This window comes from Staphylococcus sp. 231237_7MaSpsaltlick, from assembly GCF_043107035.1.
In genome coordinates this window covers 1-18,232 of the sequence record NZ_JBICNX010000039.1, presented here as the reverse complement: position 1 = coordinate 18,232, position 18,232 = coordinate 1, and the positions used below count along the sequence as shown (strand labels likewise).

General features: G+C 29.2%; 23 protein-coding genes. 20 read left to right on the top strand and 3 right to left on the bottom strand.

Annotated elements, in window-relative coordinates; all coding sequences use genetic code 11:
• Positions 1-257 precede the first annotated feature (257 nt).
• The 11 genes from ACF91D_RS28305 to ACF91D_RS28255 all read left to right on the top strand — a co-directional run bounded on the left by ACF91D_RS28305 (position 258) and on the right by ACF91D_RS28255 (position 9,304).
• Complete coding sequence (locus ACF91D_RS28305; protein WP_392438146.1) at positions 258-1,100, top strand: replication initiation factor domain-containing protein; 843 nt, start codon at positions 258-260, stop codon at positions 1,098-1,100.
• Positions 1,052-1,252, top strand: a complete 201-nt coding sequence (locus ACF91D_RS28300; RefSeq protein ID WP_107360396.1) for a hypothetical protein — start codon at positions 1,052-1,054, stop codon at positions 1,250-1,252. Before ACF91D_RS28305 ends, ACF91D_RS28300 begins: the two co-directional genes overlap by 49 nt.
• Positions 1,253-1,569: 317 nt before the next feature.
• Complete coding sequence (locus ACF91D_RS28295; protein ID WP_107360390.1) at positions 1,570-1,953, top strand: plasmid mobilization protein; 384 nt, start codon at positions 1,570-1,572, stop codon at positions 1,951-1,953.
• Positions 1,935-2,132 carry a hypothetical protein gene (locus ACF91D_RS28290; RefSeq protein ID WP_046467897.1) on the top strand — a complete coding sequence of 66 codons (198 nt, stop codon included), beginning with the start codon at positions 1,935-1,937 and terminating at the stop codon, positions 2,130-2,132. Before ACF91D_RS28295 ends, ACF91D_RS28290 begins: the two co-directional genes overlap by 19 nt.
• Positions 2,119-3,063 carry a relaxase/mobilization nuclease domain-containing protein gene (locus ACF91D_RS28285; protein ID WP_194378065.1) on the top strand — a complete coding sequence of 315 codons (945 nt, stop codon included), beginning with the start codon at positions 2,119-2,121 and terminating at the stop codon, positions 3,061-3,063. The genes ACF91D_RS28290 and ACF91D_RS28285 overlap by 14 nt, the downstream gene beginning before the upstream one ends.
• Positions 3,032-3,487, top strand: coding sequence for a DUF334 domain-containing protein (locus ACF91D_RS28280; RefSeq protein WP_392438143.1), 456 nt, complete (start codon positions 3,032-3,034; stop codon positions 3,485-3,487). Before ACF91D_RS28285 ends, ACF91D_RS28280 begins: the two co-directional genes overlap by 32 nt.
• 485 nt (positions 3,488-3,972) lie before the next feature.
• Complete coding sequence (locus tag ACF91D_RS28275; RefSeq protein WP_392438141.1) at positions 3,973-4,821, top strand: replication initiation protein; 849 nt, start codon at positions 3,973-3,975, stop codon at positions 4,819-4,821.
• Positions 4,822-4,943: 122 nt separating this feature from the next.
• Positions 4,944-5,486, top strand: a complete 543-nt coding sequence (locus tag ACF91D_RS28270; RefSeq protein WP_392438140.1) for a DUF536 domain-containing protein — start codon at positions 4,944-4,946, stop codon at positions 5,484-5,486.
• Between the two features lie 92 nt (positions 5,487-5,578).
• Complete coding sequence (locus tag ACF91D_RS28265; RefSeq protein ID WP_392438139.1) at positions 5,579-6,802, top strand: DNA cytosine methyltransferase; 1,224 nt, start codon at positions 5,579-5,581, stop codon at positions 6,800-6,802.
• On the top strand, positions 6,744-8,087 hold the full coding sequence (locus ACF91D_RS28260) for an Eco57I restriction-modification methylase domain-containing protein (protein WP_392438138.1): 1,344 nt from the start codon (positions 6,744-6,746) through the stop codon (positions 8,085-8,087). Before ACF91D_RS28265 ends, ACF91D_RS28260 begins: the two co-directional genes overlap by 59 nt.
• Positions 8,084-9,304: a hypothetical protein gene (locus tag ACF91D_RS28255; protein ID WP_392438137.1), complete on the top strand. Its 1,221-nt coding sequence runs from the start codon at positions 8,084-8,086 to the stop codon at positions 9,302-9,304. The genes ACF91D_RS28260 and ACF91D_RS28255 overlap by 4 nt, the downstream gene beginning before the upstream one ends.
• Before the next feature lie 386 nt (positions 9,305-9,690).
• On the opposite strand, the gene ACF91D_RS28250 is transcribed toward ACF91D_RS28255, so the two are convergent.
• The gene (locus ACF91D_RS28250) at positions 9,691-9,843 is read right to left on the bottom strand and encodes a hypothetical protein (protein WP_210133834.1); all 153 of its coding nucleotides are present in this window, start codon (positions 9,841-9,843) and stop codon (positions 9,691-9,693) included.
• Positions 9,844-9,950: 107 nt separating this feature from the next.
• Here ACF91D_RS28250 and ACF91D_RS28245 point away from each other — a divergent pair, with 107 nt between their 5' ends.
• Entirely contained in the window at positions 9,951-10,778 is an 828-nt protein-coding gene (locus ACF91D_RS28245) for a bacteriochlorophyll 4-vinyl reductase (protein ID WP_392438135.1), read from the top strand.
• 163 nt (positions 10,779-10,941) lie between these two features.
• On the opposite strand, the gene ACF91D_RS28240 is transcribed toward ACF91D_RS28245, so the two are convergent.
• Positions 10,942-12,438, bottom strand: coding sequence for a glycosyltransferase (locus tag ACF91D_RS28240; protein ID WP_392438134.1), 1,497 nt, complete (start codon positions 12,436-12,438; stop codon positions 10,942-10,944).
• Between the two features lie 365 nt (positions 12,439-12,803).
• On the opposite strand from ACF91D_RS28240, the gene ACF91D_RS28235 reads away from it, so the two are divergent.
• Genes ACF91D_RS28235 through ACF91D_RS28220 form a run of 4 tightly spaced genes read left to right on the top strand, consistent with a single transcriptional unit; the run spans position 12,804 to position 14,724 of the window.
• Complete coding sequence (locus ACF91D_RS28235; protein ID WP_392438133.1) at positions 12,804-13,187, top strand: plasmid mobilization protein; 384 nt, start codon at positions 12,804-12,806, stop codon at positions 13,185-13,187.
• Positions 13,169-13,366, top strand: coding sequence for a hypothetical protein (locus ACF91D_RS28230; protein WP_046467897.1), 198 nt, complete (start codon positions 13,169-13,171; stop codon positions 13,364-13,366). Before ACF91D_RS28235 ends, ACF91D_RS28230 begins: the two co-directional genes overlap by 19 nt.
• Positions 13,353-14,300 carry a relaxase/mobilization nuclease domain-containing protein gene (locus ACF91D_RS28225; protein ID WP_392438131.1) on the top strand — a complete coding sequence of 316 codons (948 nt, stop codon included), beginning with the start codon at positions 13,353-13,355 and terminating at the stop codon, positions 14,298-14,300. The genes ACF91D_RS28230 and ACF91D_RS28225 overlap by 14 nt, the downstream gene beginning before the upstream one ends.
• The gene (locus ACF91D_RS28220) at positions 14,269-14,724 is read left to right on the top strand and encodes a DUF334 domain-containing protein (RefSeq protein ID WP_392438148.1); all 456 of its coding nucleotides are present in this window, start codon (positions 14,269-14,271) and stop codon (positions 14,722-14,724) included. The genes ACF91D_RS28225 and ACF91D_RS28220 overlap by 32 nt, the downstream gene beginning before the upstream one ends.
• 607 nt (positions 14,725-15,331) lie before the next feature.
• Here the strand turns inward: ACF91D_RS28220 and ACF91D_RS28215 are convergent.
• Positions 15,332-15,826: a hypothetical protein gene (locus ACF91D_RS28215; RefSeq protein ID WP_392438129.1), complete on the bottom strand. Its 495-nt coding sequence runs from the start codon at positions 15,824-15,826 to the stop codon at positions 15,332-15,334.
• 102 nt (positions 15,827-15,928) lie between these two features.
• On the opposite strand from ACF91D_RS28215, the gene ACF91D_RS28210 reads away from it, so the two are divergent.
• The 4 genes from ACF91D_RS28210 (at position 15,929) to ACF91D_RS28195 (ending at position 18,205) form a co-directional block, all read left to right on the top strand.
• Entirely contained in the window at positions 15,929-16,120 is a 192-nt protein-coding gene (locus tag ACF91D_RS28210; RefSeq protein WP_392438127.1) for a helix-turn-helix domain-containing protein, read from the top strand.
• A gap of 269 nt (positions 16,121-16,389) precedes the next feature.
• Complete coding sequence (locus ACF91D_RS28205; RefSeq protein ID WP_392438124.1) at positions 16,390-17,334, top strand: replication initiation factor domain-containing protein; 945 nt, start codon at positions 16,390-16,392, stop codon at positions 17,332-17,334.
• A 308-nt stretch (positions 17,335-17,642) separates the two neighbouring features.
• Positions 17,643-18,026, top strand: a complete 384-nt coding sequence (locus tag ACF91D_RS28200; RefSeq protein ID WP_210139434.1) for a plasmid mobilization protein — start codon at positions 17,643-17,645, stop codon at positions 18,024-18,026.
• Positions 18,008-18,205: a hypothetical protein gene (locus tag ACF91D_RS28195; protein ID WP_046467897.1), complete on the top strand. Its 198-nt coding sequence runs from the start codon at positions 18,008-18,010 to the stop codon at positions 18,203-18,205. Before ACF91D_RS28200 ends, ACF91D_RS28195 begins: the two co-directional genes overlap by 19 nt.
• The last annotated feature ends 27 nt before the right edge of the window (positions 18,206-18,232 follow it).

Here is an 18,232-nt window from a genome sequence, read left to right as displayed (position 1 = left end):
AGTTGATGTTTTTGTTCTTAATTTGTATATCTAGATATTAAACGATATTAGTTTATTCTTCAAGATATATATTCGGGTGAGCGACTTCTTAAATTAAATTAAGGAGTCGATTTTTTATGAGTAAAAAAGAGCAAGAAATCTTTTCAAATCAAAGCACAGAACATGAAAATTAAATTTTTTCTAAAACCGGCTACTCTAATAGCCGGTTAGGTGTACATATTGATGACACCCCCCACCCAAAATTAAGTTTTGATGCGATGACAATCGTTGGGAATTTGAACAAAAACAATGCTAAAAAGCTATCTGAATTTATGAGTCTAGAACCACAAATACGACTTTGGGATATGCTTCAAACAAAATTTAAAGCTAAAGCATTACAAGAAAAAGTTTATATCGAATATGACAAAGTAAAAGCAGATACTTGGGATAGACGTAATATGCGTGTCGAATTTAATCCAAATAAACTTTCACATGAAGAAATGATTTGGTTAAAACAAAATATTATCGACTACATGGAAGATGACGGTTTTACGAGATTAGATTTAGCTTTTGATTTTGAAGATGATTTGAGCGATTACTATGCTATGTCAGATAAAGCGTTGAAAAAAACCGTTTTTTACGGAACAAGTGGCATTGCAGAAACAAAGTACTTTGGTTCTCGTGATAGTGATAGATTTATCAGAATTTATAACAAGAAAAAAGAGCGTAAAGACAATGCAGATGTTGATGTTATGTCTGAACATTTATGGCGTGTAGAAATTGAACTAAAACGAAATATGGTTGATATGTGGAATGGGTGTTTTGACGATTTGCATATATTGAAACCTGATTATACAACAATCGAAAAAGCTACAGAACGCCACACAATTATGGCGTTGTTGTTTGATGAGAATGAGTGGGGAAAATTAGAACGTAGAAGAAAATACAAAATGCGTAAACTAATGCAAAATATATCGCCAATTGATTTAACTGAATTAATGAAATTGACCTTAAAGGAAAATGAAAATCAGTTACAGAAGCATTTGAATTTTTGGTTAGGGGAGACGATTTTATGGAACAAGAAACAAAAGAACGCTTATCAAAATTTATTGAAAGTATAGAGAAACATTCATTTGAGTTAAAAGATTTAGAGAAAGATATTGAAGATAATGATTTTAATATTAAAATGCTAATTCAAGAAATAAATGTTTATACTAGTGATATTCTGTATGAGATTTATGGATTAAAAATTCATACAGAATATCCAGATTGATTTTGACTTTGAACTTAGTGAATTAAATTTTATATACGCAAGTGATCATAAAATTTATGAACGTATAGCAACCACATTTTTGGTTGCATGGTTTTATGGTTTTGAACTATGAGTGGCTAGCATTTTGCCACTCATTTTTTGCGTAAGCAAAAACATAAAGGGTATGGGATTAATCCCATCAAGCCGGTATATTCAGAACGAAGTGGCTAGAATATACGACGCTTGCCAAACCACATTATTACTTGAAATTTTGTTGATTATCCTATAATCTACAAATATAGAAAGTAATATATTTCGAAGAAACGTGGTGGGATTAAATGAGTGAACGTGATAATAATTTGGCTAGCGATTTGTCTGTTGGGGAAAACCGTAAACCCAACCGCAAAGAGCCGAAACAAATTAGTTTCAGAGTGAGCGAATCCGAATATGAAAAGTTAAGGGCATCGGCTGAAACTTTGAATATGAGTGTGCCAAATTTCGTTAAGAAAAAGGCACATGGGAGTCGATTGGTAGCGCCCAAATTTGATAAAGAGACGCGACAATCGATTGCCAAAGATTTAAGTAAGTTAGGCGCAAACGTGAATCAAATTGCTAAATATTGCAATCAACATCAACATGACGCACCAAATTATGAGGGTTTAGAACATAATATCAATGCAGTACGTGAAAGGTTGGATGAAATATGGCAAAAACTAAATTAAGAGTTGTTTTTAATGTGATAGCAGCATTAATCTTTTTTGTCTACATATGTTTGATATGGGTTATTGATATTAATGAAATTGGGGCACTTATTTATTCAGTTTTGTTTTTTGGAACACTTATTCTAAGAGATAAAGTTGCGCCTAAAAAGAACCGAAGTGATGAAGATGGCAACAACTAAATTAGGTAATACCAAATCGGCAAGTCGGGCAATCAATTACGCAGAGAAACGTGCAGAAGAAAAAAGTGGTTTAAATTGTGATGTAGATTATGCAAAATCGGCTTTCAAACAAACAAGAGCTTTGTATGGCAAAGAAGATGGAATTCAAGCACATACGGTTATTCAGTCTTTTAAACCTGGCGAAGTAACACCTGAACAATGTAATCAACTTGGCTTAGAACTGGCAGAAAAAATAGCACCTAACCATCAAGTAGCTGTTTATACGCATACAGATAAAGACCATTATCATAATCATATTGTGATTAATTCAGTTGATCTAGAAACTGGAAAGAAATATCAAAGTAATAAAAAACAACGTGAATTAGTTAAAAGAGCAAATGATGAAATATGTATTTCACATAATCTATCAATTCCAAACAGACAGGCACAAATTCGCTACACTCAGGCAGAAAAAGCTATTGTTTTTGATAAAGAAGAATATTCTTGGAAAGATGAATTACGTGAATTGATTGAAAATGCAAAAGCACATACAAGCAATTTAGAGACGTTTTCAGAGCATTTAGAAGAAAAAGGGGTAGAAGTTAAGCTTCGTGGCGAAACAATCTCATATAAGCCTGAAAATGCAAATAAATGGGTGCGTGGACGAACGCTAGGTTCAGATTATGAAAAAGGGGCGATTGACTATGAGCATGAAAGACATCAAGAACAACAAAGAGAATCCGAATATGCAGACGGATTTAAGGTCAACTGGGACGCAGTCGAGCAACACACAGAGCAACTTAAACAACGAAGAGTTGAACGAGCTCAAGAGACAAAACAAGCTAATCGTAAAATATCTAGCAGAGATACAAGAGAATCAGAAAATCAGAGAGAAAGAACACAAGGAAACAACGTCCGAATTGAAAGAGGCAACGAAGGAATTTCGAGATAAAAGCTTAAAGATTCGTAATGATTTTGTAGATGTACTTCAAGAAAAATTAAAACAAGTTGATACAGAAGAATTAAAAGATATATTAGGCAGAGATATTTACAGAGTACGAGAAGAAAATGACCGTATGTTGCAAGAAGTAAGAGCGTCACATGAACACTATAAAAAAAGACAAAAGCAATTATTTACAGGTATTGGGGCTATGTTATTAGTCTTTATGTTATTTGCTTTAATTATGACCATAGGCAGTGATTTTATGAGTTTCTTGCATGTAGATATATTACAGAAGGCCATAGTAAGTAAAATAAGAGCGTCTGAGGGCTTTATGACATTCGTTTGGTATATTGCTTATGGTTTGCCTTATATATTGGCTATAGGACTATTTATTGGCTTGTATGAATGGATTAGAGCAAGATTTCATGATTAGACCACGCATTTATGCCGAGAAAATTTATTGTGCGTTGAGAAAAATAAGAAAAGTAATTCGTATAGGATTATCATTTGCACAATTGATAGTACAATCATTAATAATTTATTACGCCTATAAGCAATATAAATTATCAAAAGAAAATTAAAATCATTTTGCTTTGAACTTTATATAATATTTTTAATAACTTTTTAAACCCTTTTTAGAGACTAGTTGATTCTTACTGCGAGAAAGATTATATCTTGTTAAAGGGTAGTTTTTGTAACAGTAAAGGGTAGTTTTTGTAACAGTAAAGGGTAGTTTTTGTAACAGTAAAGGGTAGTTTTTGTAACAGTAAAGGGTAGTTTTTTACAAAAACTACCCTTTACTGTTGTAATACTATAAATAAATGTGTTAAGTTATTTATAAATTAATGATTAAGGGTAGTTTCGAATATATAACTACCCTTAATCATTAATTTAATAGAATTTGGGAGTGACTATAAAGTGTCTGGAGAGACTGTTGTGTACAGAAATGAAATGAATTTAGTTCCTTTAAGAAAGTTTACAAGTACAGAAGTAGACTTATTTTTCACTCTATGTAATAAACTTAAAGAACAAGATACACGTAAATTAGAAATCCCTTTTGATGAACTTAAACACCTTAGTAATTATTATTCACGTTCACAAGAACGTTTTATTAGAGACTTAGAACATGTATACGATAAAATGTTACATCTAACTTATACAGAACGTAACGGGAAATCTTTTGAAAAATTTGTTCTATTCACCTCATACAAAGTGGATACGGAAGATCAATATTTATCTATAAGTATAAACCCTGACTTAAAGCATATACTCAATTCAATTACAGCTGATTTCACTAAATTCGAATTACAAGAAATGACACATTTAAAATCAACATACGCTAAAAATATGTTTAGACTACTTAAACAATATAAGCATACAGGGTATTTGAGGGTGCAAATTGATGACTTTAGAGAACGTTTAGATATACCCAAAAGCTACAGAATGAGTGAAATAGACAAATATGTTTTAAAACCAATAATTAAGGAACTAGGATTTATATTTAAAGATCTTACGATTAATAAAATCAAAGCTAAGAAAGGGCGTAAAATTGAATTGTTAGAGTTCATTTTTACGCCTGAAAAACGTATTCACTCGAAACGACAGCCTAAAATAACAAGTGACAGTAAAAAGAAACAAAGTATAAGTCGGGAAATGACGCCACAATGGTTAAAAAACAATAAATATCAGCAAATCAAATCTCAAACATCTGAGTTTACAGAAGAAGAACGTCAAGCTTTTTTACAAAAAATTAAGAAGAATCAGTAATGTATTCTTAACAAGTACCAATAAATATCGGTAAATACAAAGTAAATAAAAACAATAATTTACTGGTAAATTTCATTTTATAGTAATAAATTAGAGTAAAATCACGATAAAAAGGTGATAAAATGAAAACTTTTAAAGAAGTATCTGAAGAATTAAAAATAACTAAACAAACATTAACTTCTTGGATAAAAGAACTTAACGAAAGTAATAGTATAATTTGGAAAAATAAGACAAGATACTTAGATGAAACATTAGTTAATAAAATCAAACATTTTAAAAGTGTTGAAAGTAAAGATGAATTCTTTTCAGAAAATAAAAGTAAGAACTTTGATGAAATTCCAAGTGAAACATTGCTTGAAAATTTAGAAAAAGAAAATGAACTATTAGTTAAACAAATTACAATAAAAGATGAGCTAATTAAAGATTTAACGAAATTAATAGATCAACAACAACAATTAACTATAAGTGATAAAAAAGAAAAAGATGAATTGAAAAGTGAATTAAAAATTGCATTAAATTATTATGATTACAACGAGGAAATAAAAAATTATAGTCAGGTTGAAGAATCTGAACAAAAAAATAATTCACAACATCAACGTAAAAAGTTTCAAAATACTGATATCCAAGGAAAAGGATTCTGGAAAAAACTATTTGGAAAAAAATGAAACTGGTTATGTAAACCTATAGCTATATTTACATAGTCCCAATAAGATAAAATAGATAAATAACTCAACTTTGAAAAATATGGAGGATATATATGAACTATATTAGTTTATTCAGTTCAGCAGGTGTAGGTTGCTTTGGATTTAAAGAAGAAGGTTTCGATTGTGTTGCATCTTCTGAATTAGTAAAAAGAAGATTAGAAGTTCAGAAAGCTAACAATAAAGTTAAATATGATAACGGCTATATATTAGGAGATATATCAAAACAAGAAAAAAAAGAAGAATTATATGAAGCAATAAAATATTATAAAGAACAAGAGAAAGTAGAAGATATAGATGCGTTAATTTTCACTGCGCCATGCCAAGGTATGTCTGTAGCAAACCATAAAAAAAATGATGGGACTATAGAAAAAAATTCTTTAGTGATAGAAGCATTAGAAATTATTAAAGAAGTTAAGCCTGTGTTTTTTATAGCTGAAAATGTCAGAAGTTTTATGAATACAAATTGCATCGATCATAATAATGAAAAGAAAATAAGAAATGCATTTTCAGATTGGTTAAGTACAGATTATTCTTATAAAGAATTTATTATTAATTTTAAAGACTATGGAGCTAATAGTAGTAGAACTAGAACCTTAGTAATTGGTACAAGAAAAGATAGATATAATAGCACTATAATAAATGAATTACTACCTAGTAAAGAGAAGCCAAAAACCCTGCGTGAAGTCATTGGATTCTTACCACATCTCTCAAAGATGGGAGAAATGAGCGACAATGATATTTATCATAATTTTAAACCATATAAAGAATATATGAGACAGTGGATTGAAAATTTAACTGAAGGACAGTCGGCTTTTGATAATAAAGAAATAAGTTTGAAACCTCATAAAATTGTTAATGGAGAAATAATTTTAAATGTTAATAAAAATGGAGATAAATACAAGAGACAATCATGGGATAAAGTAGCTCCTTGTGTCCATACGCGCAATGATATTATATCTAGTCAAAACACTGTGCATCCTGAAGACGATAGAGTTTTTAGCATAAGAGAATTGATGTTAATGATGAATATTCCTAAAGAGTTTCAATGGAGCAAAAATTATACATTAGATGAATTAAATAAACTCCCACTTATACAGAAAAAAGACTATTTAAAAAAGCATGAAATTAATATTAGACAAAGTATAGGGGAAGCAATTCCTACAATCATACTTCAAAAAATTGCTTCTAATATAAAAAATATAGTAAAGGAAGAAAAAATTGAACAAAACAGTAAGAAAACTGAAAACACTAATGAACAATTACAATTTGTACTCTAGTACTTTACTTAAAAAGTTTATCACAGAAAACCCAGAAAATTTAGGGCTGAACGACTTATCAACAATTTCAGAACTGAGTAATGTAAATAGAATGGACACAGCTGCTTACTATACAGATTGGGAAACTACAGAAATGATTTATAAAAAACTTCCTGAGATTAATAAAAGCACCATTTACATTTTAGAACCGTCAGTCGGAATTGGAAACTTTTTAGATATTATAATTAGAAAGTATAAAAACAAAAAAAAAATAATAATAGATGTTATAGACATAGATCAAAACAGCATAAACATCTTAAAATTGCTTAATACTTATCGCCATATTCCAGATAATGTTCAAATTCGATTTATAGTCAACGATTTTTTGAAAACTAATATCAACTGTAGATATGATCTTATAATTGGGAATCCTCCTTTTTTAAAAAAAAGTAAAGTTAAGGATTGGAAAATATTAGCAAAAGAATTTGATGATCATATTTCAACAAATTTATCCAGCCTTTTTTTACAAAAATCTATTGAGAATGCAGATAATATTATGATGGTCATGCCTAAATATTTCTTAAGTAACAACGATTTCTCTCTAGCTCGAGAAAGATGTGAAAATTATGCAATTGATTGTATTATTGATTTTGGTGAGAAAGGATTTAAAGGGGTCTTAATAGAAACAATTGCAATACTTATTAATACGGTACATTATCCAAACAAAACAGAATCTATTTCTATAACAAAGGATTTTTCAATTAATCTTGAACAAAAAAAAATGATAGATAAAAACTTTCCTAATTGGTTAATTTATCGTAATGATTTTTTTGATGAAATAGCACAAAAAATGGAATTCGATATATTTGATGTGTTTAGAGATAGAGAGATTACAACAAAGCTATTAAACGGTGAAAATGGAATAAGAGTTTTAAAAAGCCAAAATATTTCTAGAGATGGAACAAGAATTATTAATATCAAAGGCTATGATTCTTTTATAAATGAGAAGCAATTATCCAAATTATCAATATCCCAATTTCGATATAATAGTGATGTATTCTTAGTTCCTAATATGACTTATTATCCTAGAATAATAAAGAAACCATATAATTGTATTGTGAACGGTTCTCTCGCTATTTTAATTAACAAAACAAATAAAGTTATTACACAAAGTAATTTAGACTTTATAAACAGTGATACATTTACTGAATTTTACGCTATTGCAAGAAATTATAGTACTAGAAGTTTGAATATTGATAAAAATAGCGTTCAATATTTTGGTATTTACAAGGGGGAAATAAATTGATTAGTAATAAAAATCTTATACATTTTTTCGAAAAAAATAATTACGATTTAAGAATTAGTAATAATGGAAGATGGATAGACCAAAAATGTACACCAGACGTAGTTTGTATCGTTTCTGATTGTATTCTAAATTATTTATATGAAAATGAAGATGACATAGTATTTTCAGTTACAGATATCTGGAAATGTGATTATACAAAAGAAAATGTAGAAGAAATTTTTAGCAAACCCGGTACAGACCATGAAAAATCAGTGAATGAATATGATAAATTTTTTTCACAACCAATAGAATTATTAGCTAGTAGTAACGTGTTAAAAAAAGAAAAAAAAGGAAATAGAAATTTTTACACTGTTAATGATTTAGACATGTTGCAGTATATTTCTTGGAAAGAAAAAAACACCGTTGAATTTTTATTTATATACATAAAAAAAGTTTTAAAAGATAGCAAAATATGGGATTCTTTTTCAAACTTCTTTGAAGTACAAACTCAAGAAGCTTATTTAAATTTAAAAGAAAAATTTGAAAATTATATCATTGAAAATACTAATATTAATAAGCCATTAGAAGTTCGTCGAATATTTAGTAAAGTTATCAATCCACTAGCATATAAGTTTAAAAAACTTGGTACTTCTAGAGGTAGAATTTCCAAAAATATTATTACTTATTCATCATTGATGTATAATCAAGAAAATTTTAGAGATTTAGTATCTAATAAACCTAAAAATATAACCCGCAAAGAGTGGATTGAACAAAAAGGTTACCAAATAAATATTCAATTTTATAGATACCAATCAGAAAAAGCTAAAAAGCAACTAAAAAAACATAATATATCCTACAGAAATGGAACTTCAGAAGTTAGTGATGCATATAGTCAAGGAGAAGCAACACAAGTTCACCATATTTTCCCACAACATAGCCACCCTGAAATATCTGGATATGTTGAAAACCTAATTTGCCTTACTCCAACGCAACATTTATATAAAGCACATCCCAATAATAATACTCAGATTATTGATTATGAATATCAAGAAGTTTTACTAAAAGCTAAAGCTAATATAATACAGAAAGACATTGAACATTTAGGAGATATTTCCATTTACGAATTTTCAAATGTTAGAGAAGTAATAAATAAAGGGTTTAACGAAAATCATGAAATTGAAAATAATGATTTTGTAGGAATAATGAATATAATTACTTTACATTATTTAGATAATTAAAAATTTTTATATTGCAATAAAAATCCACTCGATAACTACCAGTAAAAACCAGTAAATTCGAGATAAATAGGGTGATTAAATGACCTTTATTAAAAAATTGGGAATAGTTATTTTTATTGATAATAGATTTGATTTTAAAAAGATAGTTTATGAGTTGAATAAACATACAAAATCAACATTTATGAAAACGTTTGAAAACGTATAGTGTAGGCAATGTATAAATTTCGTATATTGGATAAATACAGTTTAAGGCCCTAAACACTGATTTAACAGTGTTTAGGGCCTTTTATTTGGTTTACATAATAAAGTATTATAGGTAGTAGGTTTGTATGTAATATACATTTTAACTTTATTTCTCTCTCCTATAAGCACTAAATAATTAACTATTAATGAATTTTTCTAACTACCGAAATATTATCAAACATTTCTTTCTTTTTATGAATTTTATTGTAAAAGAGCCTTTTACCAAGAAAATTTGCTATTTTTCCAGAATAAACTTTATCCTTAAAACGAATTTCATATTTTTCTAATCTTCTCATATTTTATCCCTTCTTCCATCACTTTAAAAAATAGATTAATAGTATAATTTAGTTAAAAGGTAGTATATAATAAGTTTAACAATTTTTATATCTAAAGGAGAAATAAAATGGAAAATGAAACTAATTATGCTTTTGAACAAGAACATAGTGATGAAGAAAGTAAAGCATTGCAAGCTATTGAAACAGCAATTAAATTACCTTTTGTAAAAGTAGATAGAGATGAATTTTTAGTAAAAGCTTTTTCTAAAAATAAAAAAGACATACGTAAATTAATAGAGGAAGGCCCAACAGCTTTATATTCAAAAAAAGAATTAGATAAAGTAGCGGATAGAACAATTAATTCAGCAGTTCTTAAATCTACAAGTATATCGTTTGCATCTGGTTTGCCAGGTGGGTTAGCAATGGGAGCTACTATACCTGCAGATATGGCACAATTCTATGGATTTGCATTAAAATTAGCTCAAGAAATTTCATATATATACGGACATAATGATTTATTTGATGATAATAATGAATTAACAGAAGAATCTAAAAATGAATTAATTATATTTTTAGGTGTGATGTTAGGTGTAACTGCAGCTGGTTCTACAATCAGAATTCTATCTAAACATGCTTCTAAACAAGCCTTAACGTCTATACCAAAAAAAACACTAACTAAAACTATATATTATCCTATTCTAAAGAAAGTATTAAAAACTTTTGGAGTAAAACTTACTAAAGATACTTTTGCTAAAGGTTTTTCAAAAGCAATACCTATTGTAGGTGGCGCTGTTTCTGGGGGGCTAAATTATGCTTCTTTAAAACCAATGGCTAAGAAATTGAAAAATGAATTTAGTATGACTATTAACTATACAGAAAAAGATTTGAGAAAAGATTTAGAAATAATAGAAGGACAAGGATTTAAAATTTCAGAAGAAGTCGACAATAGTATTTAAATTAAAAAAGTGTTGTTTTAAAATTAATAAGAGTATTCAAATACTGCACAAACAGTATCTGAATACTCTTATTTTTCTTAACATAATTAACTATTATAGGTAGTGATTTTGTAAAGATTATACATCACTTAGCATTTCACATTAATTTATTGACTTTTTCGAATTATAAACTAACATCCTTGATTAAAGAATTAAAATTATTAATTGCAGCTTGATAAGTTATTTCGTCTTTTGTCTTAATATTTTCTAAGGGATTTTCAATGATTGAAATCATAGCCTTAGAAAATTCTTCAATGTTATTAGGTTCAATTAAATAACCGTTTTCTCCATTTACTATAATTTCTCTTGGACCATATTTAATATCATATGCAATTACAGGACAACCTTCATTTATACTTTCCATAACGCTTAATGCAAACCCTTCAAACTTACTTGTTAAAAGAGAAGCTTTAGATTCTCTAAAAACTTGAAGTGGATCATTTGTAAAAGGGTGAATAGTAACTTCATTTTGTAAGTTATATTGTTTAATAAGCTTTTCTATTTTTGTACGTTCTTCTCCCTTAATACCACCATACAATACTAATTTAGTCGATCCTCCATTATCTATATAAAGTTTATAACTTTCGATTATATGAGAAATCTGCTTTTCTTCACTAAATCGTCCAACAAATACAAATTGATCTTTTATTTCATTAGTAGAATTGCTTGATGTTTTTATAAAATGTGGTATAACTACAAATTTTTCATCAGGTATATTTAAATCATTTTGTATATCTTCTTTTTGTTGGTTGGTCAGAACATAGTATTTAGCTATTTTATCTGAATTGTTAAGAGCAAGTTTATATGAACTCTTGATTGAATCTCCTTCTAAATGAGAACTATGAAAAACTAATATAGGTTTTATATTTTTTGTAGAATTTATTAACGATTTATCTAATAATCTTGCATCATTAAAAATAATATCTTGATCCCTAAAATAAAAGTCGAAAAAGTATATAAACATTTCTTTTTCATTACTAAAACTTTCAATTAATATATCATTATCGTAAATGAAGATTGAGTTTAACTTATTATCATTTGTTTCTTCAAAATATTTTTTACAATACATATTTTTTTCTAAGTCATAATAAAATTCGGCTAATTTTTTATTTAATTTTCTTGAATAATTAGTTATTTTATGTAGATACCCATATTCATTATATTCCCAGCGTTCAACTTTATGCTTTACTCCAGGAGTAAAGTAATCTTCAAATTTAACAACTTTTGAATTAGGATAGAATTTTCTATATAAATAATATCTTTCTGTATCCTTATCATAATATCTAACGCAATTTTTATCTAAATCTTCTTTTGCAATAAAATTTGATATTTTAAGTTCTTGTGGCTGTATATTTATATACGTATTTGAAGAATAATAAGAACCTGTAAGTAATCTAAAATTAGATAACCAGTCATAAATATTTATAACCATTATATTTTCTTTCAATATCCCTTTGTTATAAAAATCTTTGTAAACAGTTGTATAATTTGGATTATAATTTGTCGTCAAGATTGTTTGATCAAAATCAAATTCGTCATTTAAAAAATCAATTCTTTTTAATAAAGATTTAGTTCGACCCCCATGGTCTGGTGGTAATGTTGAAGCTACTGTGTATATCATAATATTCTCTCCCAATAATGTCTTTTCATATAATGTTGCTTGCTACTTAGCCTAGTTTCATTATAATTTAAACATTCTCTTATACTTTTATCAATTCCATTCTTTGATTAGCAACCACATTTTTGGTTGCTAGTATTTTGAATTTGGTTTTGAACTATGAGTGGCAAAATTCTAGCCACTCATTTTTTGCGTTAGCAAAAACATAAAGGGTATGGGAATATCCCCATCAAGCCGGTATATTCAGAACGAAGTGGCTAGAATATACGACGCTTGCCAAACCACATTATTACTTGAAATTTTGTTGATTATCCTATAATCTACAAATATAAAAAGTAATATATTTCGTAGAAACGTGGTGGGATTAAATGAGTGAACGTGATAATAATTTGGCTAGCGATTTGTCTGTTGGGGAAAACCGTAAACCCAACCGCAAAGAGCCGAAACAAATTAGTTTCAGAGTGAGCGAATCCGAATATGAAAAGTTGAGGTCATCGGCTGAAACTTTGAATATGAGTGTGCCGAATTTCGTTAAGAAAAAGGCACATGGGAGTCGATTGGTAGCGCCCAAATTTGATAAAGAGACGCGACAATCGATTGCCAAAGATTTAAGTAAGTTAGGCGCAAATGTGAATCAGATTGCTAAATATTGCAATCAACATCAACATGATGCACCGAATTATGAAGGATTAGAACATAACATTAACGCTGTACGTGAAAGGTTGGATGAAATATGGCAAAAACTAAATTAAGAGTTGTTTTTAATGTGATAGCAGCATTAATCTTTTTTGTCTACATATGTTTGATATGGGTTATTGATATTAATGAAATTGGGGCACTTATTTATTCAGTTTTGTTTTTTGGAACACTTATTCTAAGAGATAAAGTTGCGCCTAAAAAGAACCGAAGTGATGAAGATGGCAACAACTAAATTAGGTAATACCAAATCGGCAAGTCGAGCAATCAATTACGCAGAGAAACGTGCAGAAGAAAAAAGTGGTTTGAATTGTGATGTAGATTATGCGAAATCGGCTTTTAAACAAACAAGAGCCTTGTATGGCAAAGAAGATGGAATTCAAGCACATACGATTATTCAGTCTTTTAAACCTGGCGAAGTAACACCTGAACAATGTAATCAACTTGGCTTAGAACTTGCAGAAAAAATAGCACCTAATCATCAAGTAGCTGTTTATACGCATACAGATAAAGACCATTATCATAATCATATTGTGATTAATTCAGTTAATCTAGAAACTGGAAAGAAATATCAAAGTAATAAAAAACAACGTGATTTAGTCAAAAAAGAAAATGACAATGTCTGTCGTGAACATGGTTTGAGTGTGACAGAGCGTGGCACTGCCAAAATGAGATACACGCAAGCAGAAAAGGGCATTGTGTTTGATAGAGAAGAATATTCTTGGAAAGATGAATTACGTGAATTGATTGAAAATGCAAAAGCACATACAAGCAATTTAGAGACGTTTTCAGAGTATTTAGAAGGAAAAGGGGTAGAAGTTAAGCTTCGTGGCGAAACAATCTCATATAAGCCTGAAAATGCAAATAAATGGGTGCGTGGAAGAACGCTTGGTGCAGATTATGAAAAAGGGGCGATTGACTATGAGCATGAAAGACATCAAGAACAACAAAGAGAACCCGAATATGCAGACGGATTCAAGGTCAACTGGGACGCAGTCGAGCAGCACACAAAACAACTTGAAAAACGAAGAATTGAACGAACTCAAAAGACAAAACAAGCTAATAGTAAAGTATTTGGCAGAGATACAAGAGAGTCAGAAAACGAGAGAGAAAGAACAAGAAGCAATCACATCAAAATTGAAAGAGACGACGAAGGACTTTCGAGATAATAGCATAAAAACACATAATGATTTCGTAAGATTACTTCAAGATAATTTAAAAAAAGTAAATACAGAAGATATTCAAGCAGAATTACGACAAGATATTCGTAAAGTTCAAGATGAAAATGAAGAAATGTTACGTAAAGTGAGAGCATCACATGAACACTATCAAAAAAGGCAAAAACAGTTATTTACAGGTATTGGGGCTATGTTGTTAGTCTTTATGTTATTTGCTTTAATTATGACAATGGGTAGTGATTTTATGAGTTTCTTGCATGTTGATACATTGCAGAATGCCATAGCAAGCAAATTAAAAGCATCTGAAGGCTTTATGACATTTGTTTGGTATATTGCTTATGGTTTACCTTATGTGTTGGCTATAGGGCTATTCATTGGTTTATATGAATGGATTAGAGCAAGGTTCCATGATTAAAGAAAATGTATTGTGATGAAGTTTGGAAAAGGAGTGTTTTCATGGAATATATATTAAAAATAATTGCTAATATTTTAGATTTTATATATACATTTATTAAAGATCCGATGAATCGTAGAGATAAAAAGAAAAACTCAGATTATGAAGATTAAAAAATAGAACACGCATTTATGCCGAGAAAATCTATTTGTCGATGAGAGCCCTTAATTAGACTTAAAGCGCCAGCGGTCAATAGCGTCAGCTATTAAATCGACCGATGGACAGCTTTAGGATTATTAAGGAGCGCAGCATCGTCGGCAAATAGAGGAATTGGAATAATGCAATAAGATATTTGTCAAAATGGTATAATGATAATACGATTTATGAGGAATAGTATCATAGTTTATGATATATATATATATTTAGAGAGGTTTTGAAAATGCATTTTAATAAGGCTTTTATAAGATTCATATGGTTTATATTTTCTGTTATATTATTTTGTACTTTTATGTTCAAAGATATGTTTTTATATGGAGCAATTATGCTAATAGTGGGTATTGTTGGATATAGTGTTATAGATTTATATTTTAAAAAAAAGAAAGGTAGATAATTATTCTACCTTTCTTTTTTATGCTCTTTGAATGTATATCTTTTTACCTTTTCCAATTTGTTTTTTAGTTTTTTGGTTAAAAATTTTGTAAATATAATATCCTTCATTGTATCCACTCATAATTTTTCCTGTATTTTTTGTTTTTTTAACTGGTACATAGTGATACTTTTTAACAGTAATTGGAACATACTTTTTATCGATTTGATTTATAGCACCTTTAACACCTGCAACACCTAGAAGAACACTTCCTGTTTTACCTACTAATCCTGGAATTTCACCAACTCCTAGAGCGAGTATGCCATCTGCTATGGCTTTATCTTTATCTTTTTTCTTTTGTTGCTTTACACTTACATTTTTGCTTTTTACACTTGCTAGTTTATATTTTGTTTTAGTGGCTGCATGTATAACATTATTATTATTATTAGTTGGGTTAGACAAATCAGAAGCTATAGGTGCGAATAATACAGCACTAGCAATTAAAACAATAGATTTCTTTTTAAAGTTTAATTTCATGATGATTCTCCTTTTTTTGATATTAATTTATGTTAAATTAATAGTGTTGCGAAATAAATTAAAAATCTTTTTAACTTAGATTCAGAAAACAGGAGAATCATTATGAAATTTGAAGATGTTTTATTGTCTAGTAGAAAGAAAAAACGAATGACTCAAAAGAATCTTGCAGAGAAATTAAATGTTACTATTCAGACAATACATAACTGGGAAAATGGAAAATCGAAACCTGATGGAGATAATTTATTAAAATTAGCGATTTTTTTCGAGATTGATATTTTCAAAGTGGTAACTTAATTTTGATTATGTTTCAAGTTTTGGCTCTAAAAAAGACTTGATCTAATTAGACCAAGTCTTTTGATAGTGTTATATTAATAACAATTAAAAATAAACGAAGTCGCTCACTCCCCGTCCAAAGTTTGTGATAGCGACTCATCCAATTAAAAAACATGTGATATGTGTTTTGCAATTTTTGTATATCTAGATATTAAACGATATTAGTTTATTCTTCAAGATATATATTTGGGTGAGCGACTTCTTAAAGTAAATTAAGGAGTCGATTTTTTATGAGTAAAAAAGAGCAAGAACCCTTTTCAAATCATAGTGCAGAACATGAAAATTTAAATTTTTCTAAAACCGGCTACTCTAATAGCCGGTTAAACCGACATACTATGTACACCCCCGAACCAAAATTAAGTTTTGACGCTATGACAATTGTTGGAAATCTTAATAAAGACAATGCTCACAAACTGTCTGAATTTATGAGCATTGAGCCACAAATTAGACTTTGGGATATACTGCAGACCAAATTTAAAGCTAAAGCTCTACAAGAAAAAGTTTATATTGAATATGACAAAGTAAAAGCAGATACGTGGGACAGACGTAATATGCGTGTTGAATTTAATCCGAATAAACTTACGCATGAAGAAATTCTTTGGTTAAAACAAAATATTATCGACTACATGGAAGATGATGGTTTTACAAGATTAGACTTAGCTTTTGATTTTGAAGATGATTTAAGTGATTATTATGCAATGACTGATAAATCAGTTAAGAAAACTATTTTTTATGGTCGTAACGGTAAACCAGAAACGAAATATTTTGGTGTTCGTGACAGTGATAGATTTATTAGAATTTATAATAAAAAACAGGAACGTAAGGATAATGCAGATATTGAAGTTATTTCAGAACATTTATGGCGTGTAGAAATTGAATTAAAAAGGGATATGGTTGATTATTGGAACGATTGTTTTAATGATTTACATATATTACAACCAGATTGGAAAACTATCGAACGTACTTCTGATAGAGCAATGGTTTTTATGTTGTTGAATGACGAAGAAGAATGGGGAAAATTAGAAAGACGTACTAAGAATAAATATAAAAAATTAATTAAAGAAATATCTCCAATTGATTTAACTGATTTAATGAAATTGACTTTAAAAGCAAACGAAAAACAATTGCAAAAGCAGATTGATTTTTGGCAGCGTGAATTTAGATTTTGGAAGTGAATTAAATTTTATACACGTAAGTGATCATAAAATTTATGAACGTATAGCAACCACCATTTTTGGTTGCATAGGTTTTGATTTTGAATTAGGTCTCGAACTATGAGTGGCTAGCAATTAGCCACTCTTTTTGTGCAAACAAAAATACATAAGGGGAATGGGGATATCCCCATCAAGCCGGTATATTCAGAACGAAGTGGCTAGAATATACGACGCTTGCCAAACCACGTTATTACTTGAAATTTTGTTGATTATCCTATAATCTGCAAATATAGAAAGTCATATATTTCGTAGAAACGTGGTGGGATTAAATGAGCGAACATGATAATAATTTGGCTAGCGATTTGTCTGTTGGGGAAAACCGTAAACCCAACCGCAAAGAGCCAAAACAAATTAGTTTCAGAGTGAGCGAATCCGAATATGAAAAGTTAAGGTCATCAGCCGAAACTTTGAATATGAGTGTGCCGAATTTCGTTAAGAAAAAGGCACATGGGAGTCGATTGGTAGCGCCCAAATTTGATAAAGAGACGCGACAATCGATTGCCAAAGATTTAAGTAAATTAGGGGCAAATGTGAATCAGATTGCTAAATATTGCAATCAACATCAACATGATGCACCAAATTATGAGGGTTTAGAACATAATATCAATGCAGTACGTGAAAGGTTGGATGAAATATGGCAAAAACTAAATTAAGAGTTGTTTTTAATGTGATAGCAGCATTAATCTTTTTTGTCTACATATGTTTGATATGGGTTATTGATATTAATGAAATTGGGGCACTTATTTATTCAGTTTTGTTTTTTGGAACACTTATTCTAAGAGATAAAGTTGCGCCTAAAAAGAACCGAAGTGATGAAGATGGCAACAACTAAATTAGGTAATACCAAATCGGCAAGTCG

Bases quoted from the DNA above. Each gene is read 5' to 3' on its own strand.
- ACF91D_RS28300 (WP_107360396.1), top strand. From the start codon at position 1,052: ATGGAACAAGAAACAAAAGAACGCTTATCAAAATTTATTGAAAGTATA.
- ACF91D_RS28230 (WP_046467897.1), top strand. From the start codon at position 13,169: ATGGCAAAAACTAAATTAAGAGTTGTTTTTAATGTGATAGCAGCATTA.
- ACF91D_RS28265 (WP_392438139.1), top strand. From the start codon at position 5,579: ATGAACTATATTAGTTTATTCAGTTCAGCAGGTGTAGGTTGCTTTGGA.
- ACF91D_RS28290 (WP_046467897.1), top strand. From the start codon at position 1,935: ATGGCAAAAACTAAATTAAGAGTTGTTTTTAATGTGATAGCAGCATTA.
- ACF91D_RS28240 (WP_392438134.1), bottom strand. From the start codon at position 12,438: ATGATATACACAGTAGCTTCAACATTACCACCAGACCATGGGGGTCGA.
- ACF91D_RS28295 (WP_107360390.1), top strand. From the start codon at position 1,570: ATGAGTGAACGTGATAATAATTTGGCTAGCGATTTGTCTGTTGGGGAA.
- ACF91D_RS28205 (WP_392438124.1), top strand. From the start codon at position 16,390: ATGAGTAAAAAAGAGCAAGAACCCTTTTCAAATCATAGTGCAGAACAT.
- ACF91D_RS28215 (WP_392438129.1), bottom strand. From the start codon at position 15,826: ATGAAATTAAACTTTAAAAAGAAATCTATTGTTTTAATTGCTAGTGCT.
- ACF91D_RS28270 (WP_392438140.1), top strand. From the start codon at position 4,944: ATGAAAACTTTTAAAGAAGTATCTGAAGAATTAAAAATAACTAAACAA.
- ACF91D_RS28285 (WP_194378065.1), top strand. From the start codon at position 2,119: ATGGCAACAACTAAATTAGGTAATACCAAATCGGCAAGTCGGGCAATC.
- ACF91D_RS28225 (WP_392438131.1), top strand. From the start codon at position 13,353: ATGGCAACAACTAAATTAGGTAATACCAAATCGGCAAGTCGAGCAATC.
- ACF91D_RS28195 (WP_046467897.1), top strand. From the start codon at position 18,008: ATGGCAAAAACTAAATTAAGAGTTGTTTTTAATGTGATAGCAGCATTA.
- ACF91D_RS28200 (WP_210139434.1), top strand. From the start codon at position 17,643: ATGAGCGAACATGATAATAATTTGGCTAGCGATTTGTCTGTTGGGGAA.
- ACF91D_RS28235 (WP_392438133.1), top strand. From the start codon at position 12,804: ATGAGTGAACGTGATAATAATTTGGCTAGCGATTTGTCTGTTGGGGAA.
- ACF91D_RS28250 (WP_210133834.1), bottom strand. From the start codon at position 9,843: ATGAGAAGATTAGAAAAATATGAAATTCGTTTTAAGGATAAAGTTTAT.
- ACF91D_RS28305 (WP_392438146.1), top strand. From the start codon at position 258: ATGACAATCGTTGGGAATTTGAACAAAAACAATGCTAAAAAGCTATCT.
- ACF91D_RS28210 (WP_392438127.1), top strand. From the start codon at position 15,929: ATGAAATTTGAAGATGTTTTATTGTCTAGTAGAAAGAAAAAACGAATG.
- ACF91D_RS28245 (WP_392438135.1), top strand. From the start codon at position 9,951: ATGGAAAATGAAACTAATTATGCTTTTGAACAAGAACATAGTGATGAA.